The organism is Streptomyces sp. NPDC002640 (assembly GCF_053592575.1).
The window spans coordinates 1-15,537 of the sequence record NZ_JBSFVZ010000003.1; the positions used below are offsets into that span (position 1 = coordinate 1).

Sequence of the window (15,537 nt, forward strand, 5' to 3'; positions counted from 1 at the left end):
GCCTGCAGCGCGCAGATCGGGTCGATCTCCGTGACGATCACCCGCGCGCCCTGGCCGCGCAGCGACTCAGCGCAGCCCTTGCCGACGTCGCCGTAACCGCAGACCACCGCGGTCTTGCCACCGATCAGCGTGTCCGTGGCACGGTTGATGCCGTCGATCAGGGAGTGGCGGCAGCCGTACTTGTTGTCGAACTTCGACTTCGTCACCGCGTCGTTGACGTTGATCGCCGGGAACAGCAGCACACCGTCACGCTGCATCTCGTACAGCCGGTGCACACCCGTGGTGGTCTCCTCGGTGACGCCGCGGATCTCCGACGCCAGCTGCGTCCACTTCTGCGTGCCCTCACCGATCGTGCGGTGCAGCAGACGCAGGATCTCGAGGTGCTCCTCCGACTCCGCGGTCTCCAGCGCGGGAACCTCACCGGCCTTCTCGTACTCCACACCCTTGTGGACCAGGAGGGTGGCGTCACCACCGTCGTCGAGGATCATGTTCGGACCACCGGTCGGGCTGTCCGGCCAGGTCAGCGCCTGCTCCGTGCACCACCAGTACTCCTCCAGCGTCTCCCCCTTCCACGCGAACACCGGGACACCCCGCGGGTCGTCCGGAGTACCGTCCGGACCGACCGCGATCGCGGCCGCGGCATGGTCCTGGGTGGAGAAGATGTTGCACGACGCCCACCGCACCTCCGCACCGAGCGAGACCAACGTCTCGATCAGCACAGCGGTCTGCACCGTCATATGCAGCGAACCCGTAACCCGGGCACCCCGCAACGGCTGCGCCTCGGCGTACTCCTTGCGGATCGCCATCAGACCGGGCATCTCGTGCTCGGCCAGGGTGATCTCCTTGCGGCCGAACTCGGCCAGGGACAGGTCGGCGACCTTGAAGTCCTGTCGGTTGTCGACAGTCATGAAGTGCTGCTCCTCGCGAATAGGGTCGAGGTCGAATACGGCTGGTCTGCGCGACGGCGTTTTCCGGGCACGGGTGTGCCCGCGGGCACGATTGTGCCCCCGCGCGCGCAGCGCAGTCCGTCGGAGGCCCTCTCTCCCTCGGCCGGCACCGTCGCTCACCGCGCGGAGCCGCCCGACCGCCATCAGCAGCGACGTCTGGCTCCGTCCCAAGCTACACCGGTGGGCCGGTCGGGCCCCAGTCCACCGGGAAGAACCGGCCCCGGTCCGACGGCAACGCGGCGGCACGGGCCGTGGGGTGTGACGGAGAGGGGAACGGCAAGGGCCCGCCCCGGCGAGGTGCCGGGGCGGGCCCTTGGAGCAGCGGGGGCGTGTCAGTGGGACGCGCCGCCGGGGCTGGCCGCGGGGTCGGCGCCGGCGGCCGCGGCGGTCTCGCTGTAGATGTCGGGCTCGAGGTAGATGACGCGGGCGATCGGGACCGCCGCGCGGACGCGCTGTTCGGCTGCGTCGATGGCGGAGGCGATCTCGGCCGCGGAGGACTCGGCCTTCACCGCGATCTTGGCGGCGACGAGGAGCTCCTCGGGGCCGAGGTGCAGCGTGCGCATGTGGATGAGGCGGGGCACGGTGTCGCCGTCGACCACGGCTGCCTCGATCTTCTTGACCTCTTCGAGGCCCGCGGCCTCGCCGAGCAGCAGCGACTTGGTCTCCGCGGCGAGCACGACGGCGATCACGATGAGCAGGGCACCGATGCAGAGGGTGCCGACGCCGTCCCAGACTCCGTTGCCGGTCAGGATGGCGAGGCTCACGCCGCCGAGGGCGAGGATCAGACCGACCAGCGCGCCGAGGTCCTCCAGCAGGACGACCGGAAGCTCGGGGGCCTTGGCGCGGCGCACGAACTGCGACCAGGAGAGGCCGCCGCGGACCTCGTTGGACTCCTTGATGGCGGTCCGGAAGGAGAACGTCTCGGCGATGATCGCGAAGACCAGCACGCCGACCGGCCAGTACCAGTGCTCCAGCTCGTGCGGGTGCTTGATCTTCTCGTAGCCCTCGTAGAGGGCGAACATGCCACCGACGGAGAAGAGGACGATGGAGACGAGGAAGGCGTAGATGTAGCGCTCGCGGCCGTAGCCGAAGGGGTGCTGCGGGGTGGCCTCGCGCTTGGCCTTCTTGCCGCCGACGAGCAGCAGTCCCTGGTTGCCGGAGTCGGCCAGCGAGTGGACGCTCTCCGCCAGCATCGAGGACGAGCCGCTGAAGAGGAACGCCACGAACTTAGCTACCGCGATCGCCAGGTTCGCGGCCAGTGCCGCGACGATCGCCTTGGTTCCGCCTGACGCGCTCATGAGTTCGGGTGGTTCCTTCCTGCTCAGCCGTCACATCCGTTGACCGTCGGCATTGTTGCAGGCCGTCGCCCCCCAGGGTCGGCGGCCGTGCGTACGCGCGGTCCTCAGCAGGACACGGTTGCCCGGAAAAGCGTCCCGCTCCCGGACACTTCGGTTCTTTCTCCCGCCGGCACGAACACGGACGCGCCGGGGGTGAGCTTGAGCTCCCCGACGCGGACGGCGCCCTCGGTGCAGAGCAGCACCTGCGGCGCGGGCCGGGTCAGGTCGGCGGCGGGGGCGGCGTCGGAGAGCCGGTGGCGGGAGAGGCGGAACTCGTCCACGGGGGTCTCGTACAGTTCCTCGCCGTCCGGCAGGACCCGCGGGCGGAGCGCCTCGGCGCCGCAGGACTCGAAGCGGACCACCCGCAGCAGTTCGGGGACGTCGACGTGCTTGGGGGTGAGGCCGCAGCGCAGCACGTTGTCGGAGGTGGACATCAGCTCGACGCCCAGGCCGCGGAGGTAGGCGTGCGGGACGCCGGCGGACAGGTAGAGCGCTTCGCCGGGCGCGAGGCGGACGTGGTGCAGCAGCATCGAGGCGAGGACACCGCGGTCGCCGGGGCAGTGTGCCGCTATCCGGGCGTAGACCTCGTACCGGCCGCCGAGCCGTGCGCAGGCGTCCGCGGTGTCGGTGACGGTGCGGGCGGTCTCCTCGCCGTCGCCGGTGAGGATCGCGGTGAACACCTCGCGCAGCGCGTCGGCCTCGGGGAGGGTGCGGAGGGTCTCGACGTACGGGGCGAGGCCGGGGACGCCGAGGCCCTCGAACAGGTCGGCGGTCTCCGTGGCGGGCCGGAACCCGCAGAGCCCTTCGAAGTCGGTGAGCGCGCAGATCAGCTCGGGCTTGTGGTTGGCGTCCTTGTAGTTGCGGTGCGGTGCGTCGACGGGGATGCCGCGGCGCTGTTCGTCCTCGTAGCCCTGCCGGGCCCGGACGAGGTCGGGGTGGACCTGCAGCGACAGCGGCCGGGCGGCGGCGAGCAGCTTGAGCAGGAACGGCAGCCGGGGGCCGAAGCGGGCGACGGTCCCGGCGCCCAGCTCGCGGTCCGGGTCGGCCGCGATCACGTCGGGGAGGCTGCCGCGCGGGGTGCGCGAGGGCGCGCCCGGGTGGGCGCCCATCCACATCTCGGCCTGCGGCTCACCGGTGGGCTGCTCGCCGACGAGATCGGCGATCGCGGTGGTGGAGCCCCAGGCGTAGGGGCGGATGGTGTTGGTGAGGAGGTCCATGCCCTTCGTCTCCGGATGTCTCGGCGTGTCCCCTGCGCCGGGGGTTCCGGGGCGGGTTCGGTGTGTCGGGCTCCAGCTCAGACACCCGAGGCGAGCGCCAGGTAAACGGCGGCGAAATCGGTGATGGCGATCAGTTCCGCCAGGGTCTCCAGTTCCTCGCCGTCCTCCGGTGACAGTTCGCTGACCGGGGTGTCATGGCCTAGGGCCAGGTCCCGGGCGGCGGGGGCGGCGCTGAGGCCGCCGGTGGGGCGGTCGCGCAGGAGGACGACCCGGGCGCGCAGGGCCTGCGGTTCCTCCACGCGGTCGCGGAAGAAGTCGTCCGGGTCGCCGCCGGCGGCGAGGGGGCCGGAGAGCAGGGTGCTGTGCGCGTCCAGCGCCTCGGGCAGCTCGGCGACGACGGCGGGGCGGCCCGCGAGTTCGGCGAGGGCGGCGGCGAACCGGCGTCCGGCCGGGCCGGCGGACTCGCCCTCGGTCCAGACGACGGGCAGGGACTCGGCGAGTTCGGCGGCGAGGGTCTTGGCGGGGTTGCCGTAGGCCGGCACGGCGGGACCGCAGCGCTCGGCGACGGCGTCGAGGCGGTCGGCGACCTTCTGCAGCGTGCCGGGCGGGGCGTGCAGGACGCCGGTGCGGTCCAGGAGGGCGAGCAGCGGCGTGAGCAGGGCCCAGAGGACACCGGGGGCGGACGCGGTGAGGGTCACCGGGGTGTCCTGGTCGCCCACCTGGTGGACGGGCGCCATGGGCAGGAACAGGCCGCGGGAGACGCCGATCGCGTCGGCCAGCGGGCTGCGGCGGGGGGCGACGGCGACGACGGTGCAGCCGCGGCGGTAGGCCTGCTCGGCGAGGAGCGAGAGGCCGGGTTCGGTGCCGGCGGGGGTGGCGATCAGGAGGAGGTCCTGGGAGCCGGCCCAGCCGGGAAGGTCCCAGCGCAGGGCGCCCGGTGCGGGGGCGACTCCGGTGGGGGCCAGGCGGGTCACGGGGCTGCCGGGACCGGCCAGGGTGCCGAGGAGGTCGGCGGTGTGGGTGGCGGCCGCACCGGGGCCGGCGATCAGTACGGCGCGGGGGCGGCCGTCGGGACGCAGGCCGGGGACGCCGGCCTCGTCCGCGTTGCGGAGCGCTATCCGCACGCGCGCGCCCGCCTCGGCGGCGCCGCGGAGCAGCGTGCGCCGGTCCGCCGTGGCGAGGCCGTCGGGGTCGTCGAGCAGCGATTCGTCGAACATGGCGGGGAGCCTCCGGCGCCGGATGGTGTCGTCGGGTCGCGGTGCGGCCGTCTCGCCCGGCCGGGACTAGGCGGGGCGGCGGGCCTCGTCGACGAGCAGCACGGGGATGCCGTCGCGGACGGGGTAGGCCAGGGCGCAGTCCTCGGCGGTGCAGACGAGTTCGGTGTCCCGCTCCTCGAGGGGAGCGTGGCATGCCGGGCAGGCGAGGATCTCGAGGAGGCCGGGTTCGAGCGGCATGGTGTCCTCCGGAGGGTGGGTCTGTAGGGCCACGTCAGCGTACCCGGTCGGTCGCGGGCCGGAGGCGCGGCTGCGGGGGTCCACCGCGGGTGCCGTCGCGGGCGCCGTTGTGGGCGCCGCCGCCGGTCCGGTGCGGGGGTCCCGGCCGGTCCGGTGCGGGGGCCCCGCCGCGGGGGTCCACCGCCGGTAACCACCGCCCGTGCCACCACCGGTGCCGCAACGGGGGCCGCCGCGGGTCCGTCGCCGGGTCCCGCCGCGGGGTTCGGTCCACCGCCGGAGCCGCCGCGGATGCTCCCGCGGCGGTCCGGAGCGGGGTTCGTAGCCGGGCCGGTGGCGGAGGCACGCTGCGTGGATCCGCACCGGTGGCGCGGTGAGGGGCGGTGCCGAGGCGAAAGTCTCCGTCGGCCGTGGCGTGGGTGCCGCCGCGGGGGCCGGTCCTCCGCCTCGACCCCGGCACGGCCGCCGCGCGGCGAGTCGCCGCGCGCCTGCGCGGGGGCCGCGGGCGGCCCGGGGCCGCCCGCGGAGGAAGGCGGTTCAGCCGCGGATGATGGCCAGGACCTCGTCGCGGACACGGTTGACGGTGGCCTCGTCGCGGGCCTCGGCGTTGAGGCGCAGCAGCGGTTCCGTGTTGGAGGGGCGGACGTTGAACCACCAGTCCGCGGCGGTGACGGTGAGGCCGTCGAGCTCGTCGAGGGTGACGCCCTCACGCCCCTGGTAGGTCTCCTTGAGCGCGGCGAGGCGTCCTGCCTGGTCGTCCACCGTGGAGTTGATCTCGCCGGACGCCGCGTACCGGTCGTACTGGGCGACCAGCTCGGACAGCGTGCCGTCCTGCCCGCCGAGCGCGGCGAGGACGTGGAGCGCGGCCAGCATGCCGGTGTCGGCGTTCCAGAAGTCGCGGAAGTAGTAGTGGGCGGAGTGCTCGCCGCCGAAGATCGCGCCGGACTTCGCCATCTCGGCCTTGATGAAGGAGTGGCCGACCCGCGTCCGCACCGGCGTGCCGCCGCACTCCTTGACGACCTCGGGGACGGACCAGGAGGTGATCAGGTTGTGGATGACCACGCCCTCGCCGCCGTGCTTGGCCAGCTCGCGGGAGGCCACCAGCGCGGTGATCGCGGACGGGGAGACCGGCTCGCCGCGCTCGTCGACCACGAAGCAGCGGTCGGCGTCGCCGTCAAAGGCGAGGCCGAGGTCGGCGCCCTCCTCGCGGACCCGCTTCTGCAGGTCGACGATGTTGGCCGGGTCGAGCGGGTTGGCCTCGTGGTTGGGGAAGGTGCCGTCCAGCTCGAAGTACATCGGGACGACGTCGAGCGGCAGGCCGCCGAGGACGGTCGGGACGGTGTGGCCGCCCATGCCGTTGCCGGCGTCGACCACGACCTTGAGCGGGCGGATGCTGGTGAGGTCGACGAGGGACCGCAGGTGGGCGGCGTAGTCGTCGAGGGTCTCCCGCTGGGTGATCCTGCCCGGCCGCTCGGCGACCTCGGGGATGCCGCCGGTCTCGGCCCAGCCCTCGACCAGGGCGCGGATCTCGGCGAGACCGGTGTCCTGGCCGACCGGGGCGGCGCCCGCGCGGCACATCTTGATGCCGTTGTACTGCGCCGGGTTGTGCGAGGCGGTGAACATCGCGCCGGGCAGGTCGAGCGCGCCGGAGGCGTAGTAGAGCTGGTCGGTGGAGCAGAGGCCGATCTCGGTGACGTTCGCGCCGCGCGCGGCGGCGCCCCGCGCGAAGGCGCGGGACAGACCGGGCGACGAGGGGCGCATGTCGTGCCCGGTGACGATCGCACCGGCGCCCACGACGTCGACGAAGGCGGCGCCGAAGAGCTCGGCCATGGGCTCGTCCCACTGGTCCGGCACCACACCGCGCACGTCGTACGCCTTCACGAGCTGCGACAGATCTACGGCCACGGCCTGTCCTCCTGGAAGTCGGCTGATGACCCCAAGTTACCCTCCGCACTTTTCGCCACACCGTGCGACCGGCCCGCCGTCCGGGCGACGGCGGGCCGGGCAGGGGTCCGTGCGGTGCTGGTGGGAGGCCGTGCGGCGTCGGTGGGGGGCGTGGAGGCCGACGCTCCGTCAGGGAAGCATCCAGCCAAGGACCGCCGAGCTCTGTCCGAGAACGATCAGGCACATCACCAGCAGCAGGCCCAGGCTCCAGGGCAGGACCTTGCGCAGCAGGTCGCCCTCCTTGCCGGCCAGGCCGACGGCGGCGCAGGCGATGGTGAGGTTCTGCGGGGAGATCATCTTGCCGAGGACGCCGCCGGAGCTGTTGGCGGCGGCGAGGAGGTCGGGCGAGAGGCCGGCCTGCTGGGCGGCGGTCACCTGGAGCGCGCCGAACAGGGCGTTGGCCGAGGTGTCGGATCCGGAGACGGCCACGCCGAACCAGCCGAGCACCGGGGAGAGGAAGGCGAGTCCGGCGCCGGCCGCGGCGACGAAGTGGCCGATGGTGGCGGCCTGTCCGGACAGGTTCATCACGTAGGCGAGGGCCAGCACGCTGGTCACGGTGAGGATGGCGAACCGCAGTTCGTGGACGGTGGCCGCCCACTCCTTGACCGCGTCGGCCGCCCTGACCCCGATCACGACGGCGGTGACCAGGCCGGCGAGGAGGACCAGGGTGCCGCCGGTGGCGAGGATCGGCCAGCTGAACAGGTTGCCGCCCACCGGCTCGCCGTTCGGGGCGGCGACGTCCAGGAACGGCCAGTCGTAGACCTGGGTGGCCTTGGCCAGGAGTTCCTTGACCGGCGGGATCTGGGCGATCGAGAAGATCAGCACGATCAGCGCGTAGGGGGCGTAGGCGCGGACCACCTCGCGGCGGTCGTCGGTGACGTCGAGGTCGTCGCTGCGGGTGCCGGTGAGCACCTTCTCGCGGACCTCGGGGGCGGCGGCCCTGCGCGCGCCGGGCACGAGGACCAGGGCGCCGGCGCCGGCCAGGGCGGCGGCGATGTCGGCGAGCTGGGCGGAGACGTAGTTGGAGGCGGCGAACTGGGCCACCGCGAAGGCGACTCCGCACACCACGGCGGGCAGCCAGGTCTCCCGCAGTCCGCGCCTCCCGTCGACCAGGCCGACCAGGACCAGCGGCACGATCAGGGCCAGCAGCGGCGTCTGACGGCCCACCACCGAGGCGACGGTGTCCAGGTCGAGGCCGGTGACCTGGGCCAGGGTGACCACCGGGGTGCCCATCGCGCCGAAGGCGACCGGGGCGGTGTTGGCGACCAGGGCGACCACCGCGGCCCGTACCGGGTCGAAGCCGAGGGCGACCAGCATCACGGCGCAGATGGCGACCGGCGCGCCGAAGCCGGCCAGGGCCTCCAGGAGCGCGCCGAAGCAGAAGGCGACGACCAGGGCCTGGATGCGGGGGTCGTCGGAGAGCCGTCCGAAGGAGCGGCGCAGGATGTCGAAGTGCCGGGTGCGTACCGTCATCCGGTACACCCACAGGGCGTTGACGACGATCCACATGATGGGGAAGAGGCCGAAGGCCGCGCCCTGGACCGCGCCGGAGACGGTCTGTCCCAGCGGCATCCCGTAGGCGAACAGCGCGACCAGTACCGCTCCGGCCAGTCCGACGAGACCGGCCAGGTGGGCCTTCATCCTCACCCCGCCGAGCAGCACCAGGACGGTGACCAGCGGGAGGGCGGCCACGAGTGCCGACAGCCCCAGCGATCCGCCGACCGGTTCCAGTTCCTGGACGTACACGAACGCCTCCCGGATTCCGTGATGCGGAAAGTGGTTTCGCACGGGTGGAGGCATCGTGGTGCGGTCGACGCGCGTGCGTCAACGGGCGTGCGCGAGGAGATCGGTGGGGTGTGCACGCACACGGTCACCGCACGGCGGCGGTGTGCCGGAGGGCCGGACGGGCCGTCAGTTCTCGGGCGAGCGGAGCACGCGGAGGTGGCCGCGGCGGGCGCCCTGCACCGGGTCGCCGGGCCGGGCGGCGCCGCCCTCGGCGGCGCGTTCCTGCGGGCGGGCGGCCTCGCGCACGGCGTTGGCGAGGGCCTCGAGGTCGTCCCCGGTGGGACGGGCGGGGGCCGAGCCGTCGAGCAGCCGGACGACCTCCCAGCCGCGCGGGGCGGTGAGGCGCTCGGAGTGCTCGGCGCACAGGTCGTAGCAGTGGGGCTCGGCGTAGGTGGCGAGCGGGCCGAGGACCGCGGTCGAGTCGGCGTAGACGTACGTCAGCGTCGCGACGGCGGGTCGGCCGCAGGCGGTGCGCGAACAGCGACGTACAGGGCTCACGACGATGGACGGTACCGCACTCTTGAGCGGGCCGCGACGACTCTCCCCTAGGTCACCCGCCCGTGTCGCGGCGACACACGCGGCAAATGGGGAGAACCGGGACGCGCCGCGCGGGCGGGCGGGACGGAGCCGGGGCGATTACGCTGCACCGGTGATGGAGAACCCCGTACCGCCCCTCCCGACGGGCCCCGGGCCCCGCCGGCGGGACCGCCACGGCCGCGGCATGCGCGGCCCGATCGCGCCTCCGCAGGTGCCGCTCGCCGCGAGCCGTGCGGATCTCTTCGCCGACCTGGTGCAGGACTCGGTGGAACGGCTGGAGCGGCGCTGGCCGCAGCTCGCCGAGGTCGACTTCCTGGTGCTGGAGGTGCCGCCCGCGCCCGGCCCCGGCGACTCGTGGAACGACGAGGCCGTGCCGCTGGGCGGCACGGTTCCCGGGCGGGACGGACGGCCGGCCCGCGTGGTGGTCTACCGGCGCCCGGTGGAGATCCGCAGCAAGGGCCGCGAGGAACGGGCCGCGCTGGTGCACGAGGTGGTGGTGGAACAGGTCGCCGACCTGCTCGGGCTCACCCCGGAGGCGGTCGACCCCCGGTACGACGACGAGGACTGAGCCGCCGCGGGCGGCCTGCCCGCCGCTCCGGGCTCGATACGTGGGCCCGGCGCGCGGGGCCCTGGCCGGAAACTGCCGCGCCCCGGACCTCTGGGCGAGGTCCGGGGCACGGCGGGGGCGGCTCCCGGCCGGCGCGGTCGGCCGGCGGGGTGTCCGGTTCAGCGTCAGTCCTGCAGCACCGTCAGGTCCTGCTCGGCCGTCGGCACGGCGACCCGGCCGCGGTCGTCCGGGAGGGTCTGCACCGTGAACCCGGCGATGCCGCCCAGGTTCTCGGTGAGCGTGCGCGCGGCGTACACCGGGCCGCCCGAGACCGGCTCGATCACCAGCGCGTAGGTGCCCTCGAGGCCGCTCGGCACGGGGAGTTCGACGGCGGTGGTGGTTCCCCGCTTCAGCTCGTACGTCTTCGAGGCGCCCTTGCCGCCCTCGGTGCCGGCCGAGGAGGTGATCTTCACCTTGGCGTCCGCGGTCGGGGCCACCAGGGAGAGCGTGGTGCCCTTGGCGGTGTTGCCGAGCGCGGTGGCGCGGGTGGTGACGGGGACGGTGGCGGGGATGAACGCGGTCTCCTGCTTGGTGCCCTTGCCGCGGACCACCTGCAGCCCGGCGACCACCGGGATGTCGCGCCCGGTCGGGGTGAGCAGCAGCGAGCCGGGCTCGCCGCGGGTGACGTCCTTGAGGTCCATGGAGGCGGTCATGCCCGCCTTGACGTGCAGGGACTCGTGGCCGGCCGGGGTGATCGCCCCGGAGGGCGAGGCGAGGCGGAGCGCGAGGTCGGCGTCCGAGTCGCCGGGCGCGTAGGCGATCAGGCGGACCGAGGTGGCGTCCTCGGGGATGCCGGGCAGCACCAGCGAGCCGGCGGGCTCGGCGGCGGGGGCGATCCAGTCGCCGCCGCTGCCGGTGTCCAGCGCCTGCACCTGGGCGCCGACCCGGCCGCTGCGGACGCTGACGTGCGCGGTGACGTCCGGCAGCGGCTGGTCGGTGAGCGTGGAGAGCAGGACCCGCTCGGTGCCCAGCGGGGGCACCGTGATGCCGTCGGGGATGGACGTCTCCAGCTGGCCCTCGGGCCCGAAGAGCTCGATGTCGACCACGGCGGCGCTGTCGTCCGGGTTGGTCAGGTGGACGTAGTCGGTGCGGAACTCGGCGGTGCTGGCGCCCGGGAACCAGAAGTCGGTGTCCGGGACGCTGCAGGCGGTGCCGTGCAGGCCGCGGCCCGTGCCGACGGCGACCGAGGTGGTCTGCTGGACCGTCCAGCCGGGGGCGAAGCGGCCGTCGGCGGTGCCGAGCAGCGCGGGCTCCTCGCCGCCCGAGGTCTTCCGGGCCACGGGCGTGCCGGGCTCCTTGAGCTTGAGCACCGGCTTGCCGGAGGGCTTCTGCGCGGCGGCGCCGGACTCCTCGGACTCCCCGGCCTCCCCGGACCCGTCGGGCTGTTCGGTCTCCTCGGCACCGGCGTCGGTGTCGGCGTCGGCGTCGGCGTCGGCGTCCCCCTCGTAGGCGGCGGAGGACGCCGCGGCGGCCAGGAGTTCGGCGGTGCCGCCGTCCGCGGCCCCCTCGGTGACCGGGGTGAAGGCGGTGTGGACGGTGTCGGCGATGTCCGCGCGGCTGGGCGAGGGGCAGAGCAGCTTGGTGCGCTCCACGGGCTGCTCGGCGGCCGTGGCCCCGGCCGTCACCGCGGTCTGCGGCTCCGGGGCGGTCAGCACGGCGACGCCCGTGACGGCGGCCAGGGCGACCGCGCCGGCGATCAGGGACATGGTGCGGTTCACTGCTGGCTCCCGTCGGGACGCTCACTGCCGTAGTCGTGGCCGTACTGCTGCCGGCCGTACTCGCGGCCGTACTCCTCGCCGTACGCGTGGCCGTACCGGCCGTCGTGGCCCTGCCCGTCGTGGCCCTGCCCGTCGCGGCCCTGCCCGTCGCGGCCCTGGCCGTCGTGGCCCTGCCCGTCGGGCTCCTGGGCGGCGTGGTCCTGGCCGCCGGGGTAGCCCTGCGCGCCGGGGCCGGGGGTGTACGCGTCCCCGGCCACGAAGTCGCCGTAGGGGCCGCTGTACGCGCCGCCGCCCGCGCCGGAGGTGTCACCGGTGGCGCCGTACCCGTACGGGTCGTAGGACTCGGCGGGCCAGCCGCCGTTGTCGTACCCGGTGCGGCCCTGGGCGGCGGTGCCCTGCGCGGCGGCCGCGTAGGCCTCCTCGGCCGGCGCGGGCTCGTCCTGGCCCGCGTCGGCGCGGGCGTCGCCGCGGGCGGGCTCGTCCGCCTGCTGGCGCGGGACGGCCGCGCCCTGGGCGGCCGCCTCGGCCTCGGCCTGGGCGCGCAGACGGCGGGCCCGACGGCCGTCGCCCTCGAGGTCCTCCGCGGTGATCGCGGGGGCCTCCTCGGGCAGGTCGTCGTCGATGTCGCGGCGGCGGCCCGGCAGGGCGAGCACGATCAGCGTGAGGCCGAGCAGGGCCTGCGCGCCGAGCCACAGCCCGTGCGTCAGCGAGCTGTCGTGGGTGACCTCCAGCGCGCCGCCGCCGGGCGGGAGCTGGAAGCCCTGTGCCCAGCCGTCGAGCTTCACCGGGGTCAGCTCCACGCCGTCGACGGTGGCCGTCCAGCCGTCGTCGAAGGAGTCGGCGAGGCGCAGGACGCGGCCCTCGGGGCCGGCCGGGACCTTGCCGGTGACCTCGACCGGGCCGGCGGGCACCGGCTGCGCCTTGCCCGCGGGGGCGTCCGCGGAGGGCAGGATCACGGCGCGGGAGACCTCACGGTCCAGGCGCCACAGGCCGCTGCCGTCCTGCTGGCTGAGCCGGCTGAGGCCGGGCGTGGCGTCCAGCACGCGGGTGATCTCGCGGGGGGCGCCGGGGCGGACCAGGACGTAGCGGATGGCGAAGTCGCCGAGCTCGTCGGTCTGGTCGGCGCCGGAACCGGCCACCAGGTGGGCGACCACCTTGTCGAGGAGCGCGTTGTCCCCCATGGCCGCCGCCACGTCGGCGTCGCCGAGGCGGGCGCCGGAGCCGCGGACCAGGGTGTAGCCGACGTGCGCCGGGGAGGTGCTGTCCAGGACCAGCGTGCGGGCCTGGTCGTCGTCGCCGCTCTCCTCGGCGACGAAGGCGGGCACCTGCACCGGGTCGCGGCGCTCCAGCGGGCCCTCGGCGCCGGCGACCATCCAGCCGACCGCGGCGATCAGCGGGCCCACGGCGGCGGCCAGCGCGATCAGCGCGGCCACCGGCTGACGCCAGCCGAAGCTCTGCTCGGCGACCCGGGACCGCGCGCCGTCCGCGCCGACGGCGGCGGCGCACAGCAGCGCCAGGCCGTACACCAGGGTGGCCGGGCCGGCCCAGGCGGAGGCGTTGGACAGGGCGGCGAAGAGCAGGGCCGTCAGGGCGACGACCCAGGCGGCGGCGACCGGGGCGCGGCGCTCGTCGCGCATCAGGGCGGCCAGCGCGGCCAGGACCACGCCGATCAGCAGCAGCCCGCCGACCGTGCCGGGGCCGCCGGGGCTGGCGCCGAGCAGGTCCAGCGGCGAGGCGGCGCCGTCGCCGAAGTCCATGCCGGCCTCGGTGAAGAAGCCGGTGGGCAGCAGCGAGAGCGACCAGGGCGCCAGCACCAGCAGCGGCGTGCCGAGCTGGGCGACCAGGCGCAGCGCGTACGGGACCAGGTCGCGGCGGCGCAGCGCGAGCACCCCGAGGCCGAGGACCAGGGCGATCGGCCACACGATGGGCGTGAACGCCGTGGTGAGGGTGAGCAGCAGGGTGTACGCCCAGGTGGCGCGCCAGGTGCCGCGGGCGTCGCCGCGCGCGGTCAGGCCGCTCGCGGCGACCGCGGCGCGGGCCATCAGGGGCAGCGTCATCGCCAGCACGGCGGTGCCGAGGCGGCCGCCGGCCAGGGCGCCGGTCGCGGCGGGCAGGAACGCGTAGACCACGGAGGCCCAGGCGCGCAGCAGCCGGGAGGGGACCAGGGGGCGGGAGGCGAAGTAGGCGCTCAGGCCGGCCAGCGGCACCGAGCAGACCAGCAGGACCGTCACCGCGAGGCCCGCGGAGCCGCCGAGGAGCGTGCCGAGGGCGGCGATCACCGCGAGGTACGGCGGTGCGGCGCCGGTGCCGCCGGCGCCGACCGCGTGCCAGGCGGAGGTGTAGGAGGCCCAGAGGTCGAAGGCGCTGCCGGGGGCGGGCAGCAGGGCGCCGCCGGCCAGCGCTCCGCCGGAGAACAGCGAGCGGCAGGCGATGAGCGAGACCAGCAGCAGCACGGCGAAGAGCACCGGGGCCGGGTTGCGGGCGATGCGCTTGAGGCGGGCGTGCTGTTCGGGCTGGACGAACCGGTCGTCGTCGCCGGAGTCGCCGCCGCCGCCGTGCCGGCCGGCGCCGGTGGTGGCCTCGGGGTCGGAGCGGCCGGTGAGGCTGCCCGCCGCCTGCTCCAGGGTGGCCCTGAGGGTGGCGCCGCGGGGCGGGAAGAGTTCGCGCAGTTCGGCCTTGCCGACGGCGGGACGGCCCCTGCGGCGGCGGCCGGCGAGGATCCGCTCGGGCCGCAGCAGCACGCCGAGCAGGCCGCGGATCTCGTCGAGCGCCTGTCCGGGCAGCTTGCCGACGAGGTAGCCGAGGGTGCGCAGCACCGTGCCGACGACCAGGCGCAGCAGCACCCAGGGCAGCGCGGAGCCGGGGCTGTTGACGAGCAGGGTGTAGACGGCGCCGGCCTTGTCCACGCGGTGCGGGGAGGCGACGGTGCGGCCCACGCAGTCGACGTCGCGGCGTTCGCGGGAGGCGGCCTCGGCGTGCCGGACGACGGCTTCGGGGGCGACGAGGACGCGGTGTCCCAGGGCCTGGGCGCGCCAGCACAGGTCGATGTCGTCGCGCATCAGGGGCAGCTTGCGGTCGAAGCCGCCGAGCTGCTCGTAGACGTCGCGGCGGACGAGCATGCCGGCCGTGGAGACGGCGAGGGCGGGCTTGACGAAGTCGTGCTGGCCCTGGTCCTGTTCGCGGCGGTCCAGGCCCGTCCAGCGGCGGCCGCTGTTGGCGATGGTGACACCGACCTCGAGGAGCTGGCGGCGGTCGTACCAGCCGCGCAGCTTGGGGCCCACGACGGCGACCTCGTGGCCGAGTTCGGCCTCGCGCTCGACGACGGCCAGCATCTGGGCGAGCGCGTCCGGGGCCGGGGCGCAGTCGTCGTGGAGCAGCCAGAGCCACTGCACGGGCTGTCCGTGGGGCAGGTCGGGGAGGTCGTAGGCCTCGTCCCGCCAGGAGCGGGTGACCGGGTCCCAGCCGCTGGGCCGCTTGAGGTAGGGCAGGTCCTCGGGGGTGAGGACGGGCGCCGTCCGGTGGACCTCGTCGACGGCCTGGCCGAAGCCGGTGCGGCGGGCGAGGTGCAGCACGCGGTCGGGGCCGAGCGCCTCGGTGACCAGGCGCGCGGAGTCGTCGGCGCTGCCGGTGTCGGCGGCGAAGGCGTCCTGGACCGGACGCTCCTGGCCGAGCAGCCCCGCGAGCGCGTCGGGGAGCCAGCGGGCGCCGTCGTGTGCGACGAGCACCGCCGTGACCACGTGGCGCGGGAACTCGGGAGTGGCGCCCGCCTGAGGAACTGCTGTCTGGTGGGCTGCCGTTTGGCTGTGCACGGTCATCGAGGTACAGGCCCCGGTTCGATGGACTGCGGTGGACGCCCGCGTTCCCGGGGGGCTGCTGCCTCGGCTGGGGACCACGTGGCGTCTCGGACGGAGAGCCACACTAACGGCTGAGCGACAAACGGCCCGCCGCCTGTGGAAAACCCACGGGCGACGGGCCGTACGTTGTGGAACGAACT

General features: G+C 74.9%; 11 protein-coding genes. 1 reads left to right on the forward strand and 10 read right to left on the reverse strand.

The window, feature by feature from the left end; translation table 11 throughout:
• The 8 genes from ACWD3O_RS04740 to ACWD3O_RS04775 all read right to left on the reverse strand — a co-directional run.
• Positions 1-908: adenosylhomocysteinase (locus tag ACWD3O_RS04740; RefSeq protein WP_451414841.1), on the reverse strand; the 908-nt coding region annotated here is incomplete at its 3' end.
• A gap of 371 nt (positions 909-1,279) precedes the next feature.
• Positions 1,280-2,245, reverse strand: a complete 966-nt coding sequence (locus tag ACWD3O_RS04745; protein WP_451414842.1) for a cation diffusion facilitator family transporter — start codon at positions 2,243-2,245, stop codon at positions 1,280-1,282.
• Positions 2,246-2,349: 104 nt separating this feature from the next.
• Positions 2,350-3,501, reverse strand: coding sequence for a mannose-6-phosphate isomerase, class I (gene manA, locus ACWD3O_RS04750; RefSeq protein ID WP_451414843.1), 1,152 nt, complete (start codon positions 3,499-3,501; stop codon positions 2,350-2,352).
• Positions 3,502-3,578: 77 nt separating this feature from the next.
• Complete coding sequence (locus ACWD3O_RS04755; protein ID WP_451413450.1) at positions 3,579-4,718, reverse strand: SIS domain-containing protein; 1,140 nt, start codon at positions 4,716-4,718, stop codon at positions 3,579-3,581.
• Between the two features lie 66 nt (positions 4,719-4,784).
• Complete coding sequence (locus tag ACWD3O_RS04760) at positions 4,785-4,955, reverse strand: Trm112 family protein (RefSeq protein ID WP_356135375.1); 171 nt, start codon at positions 4,953-4,955, stop codon at positions 4,785-4,787.
• Positions 4,956-5,489: 534 nt separating this feature from the next.
• Complete coding sequence (locus ACWD3O_RS04765; RefSeq protein ID WP_451413449.1) at positions 5,490-6,857, reverse strand: phosphomannomutase/phosphoglucomutase; 1,368 nt, start codon at positions 6,855-6,857, stop codon at positions 5,490-5,492.
• Positions 6,858-7,025: 168 nt separating this feature from the next.
• Positions 7,026-8,642 (reverse strand): L-lactate permease, encoded by a 1,617-nt coding sequence (locus ACWD3O_RS04770; protein ID WP_451413448.1) that lies wholly within the window; start codon positions 8,640-8,642, stop codon positions 7,026-7,028.
• Positions 8,643-8,807: 165 nt separating this feature from the next.
• Entirely contained in the window at positions 8,808-9,179 is a 372-nt protein-coding gene (locus tag ACWD3O_RS04775) for a DUF3499 domain-containing protein (protein ID WP_451413447.1), read from the reverse strand.
• A gap of 154 nt (positions 9,180-9,333) precedes the next feature.
• On the opposite strand from ACWD3O_RS04775, the gene ACWD3O_RS04780 reads away from it, so the two are divergent.
• Positions 9,334-9,786, forward strand: coding sequence for a metallopeptidase family protein (locus tag ACWD3O_RS04780; protein ID WP_451413458.1), 453 nt, complete (start codon positions 9,334-9,336; stop codon positions 9,784-9,786).
• Between the two features lie 164 nt (positions 9,787-9,950).
• On the opposite strand, the gene ACWD3O_RS04785 is transcribed toward ACWD3O_RS04780, so the two are convergent.
• Positions 9,951-11,543: a DUF5719 family protein gene (locus tag ACWD3O_RS04785; RefSeq protein ID WP_451413446.1), complete on the reverse strand. Its 1,593-nt coding sequence runs from the start codon at positions 11,541-11,543 to the stop codon at positions 9,951-9,953.
• The gene (locus ACWD3O_RS04790; RefSeq protein ID WP_451414844.1) at positions 11,540-15,358 is read right to left on the reverse strand and encodes a glycosyltransferase; all 3,819 of its coding nucleotides are present in this window, start codon (positions 15,356-15,358) and stop codon (positions 11,540-11,542) included. Before ACWD3O_RS04790 ends, ACWD3O_RS04785 begins: the two co-directional genes overlap by 4 nt.
• Between the last annotated feature and the right edge of the window lie 179 nt (positions 15,359-15,537).

Excerpts from the sequence above, each read along its gene's own strand:
- ACWD3O_RS04745 (WP_451414842.1), bottom strand. The coding sequence starts at position 2,245 with ATGAGCGCGTCAGGCGGAACCAAGGCGATCGTCGCGGCACTGGCCGCG.
- ACWD3O_RS04755 (WP_451413450.1), bottom strand. The coding sequence starts at position 4,718 with ATGTTCGACGAATCGCTGCTCGACGACCCCGACGGCCTCGCCACGGCG.
- ACWD3O_RS04790 (WP_451414844.1), bottom strand. The coding sequence starts at position 15,358 with ATGACCGTGCACAGCCAAACGGCAGCCCACCAGACAGCAGTTCCTCAG.
- ACWD3O_RS04760 (WP_356135375.1), bottom strand. The coding sequence starts at position 4,955 with ATGCCGCTCGAACCCGGCCTCCTCGAGATCCTCGCCTGCCCGGCATGC.
- ACWD3O_RS04780 (WP_451413458.1), top strand. The coding sequence starts at position 9,334 with ATGGAGAACCCCGTACCGCCCCTCCCGACGGGCCCCGGGCCCCGCCGG.
- manA (WP_451414843.1), bottom strand. The coding sequence starts at position 3,501 with ATGGACCTCCTCACCAACACCATCCGCCCCTACGCCTGGGGCTCCACC.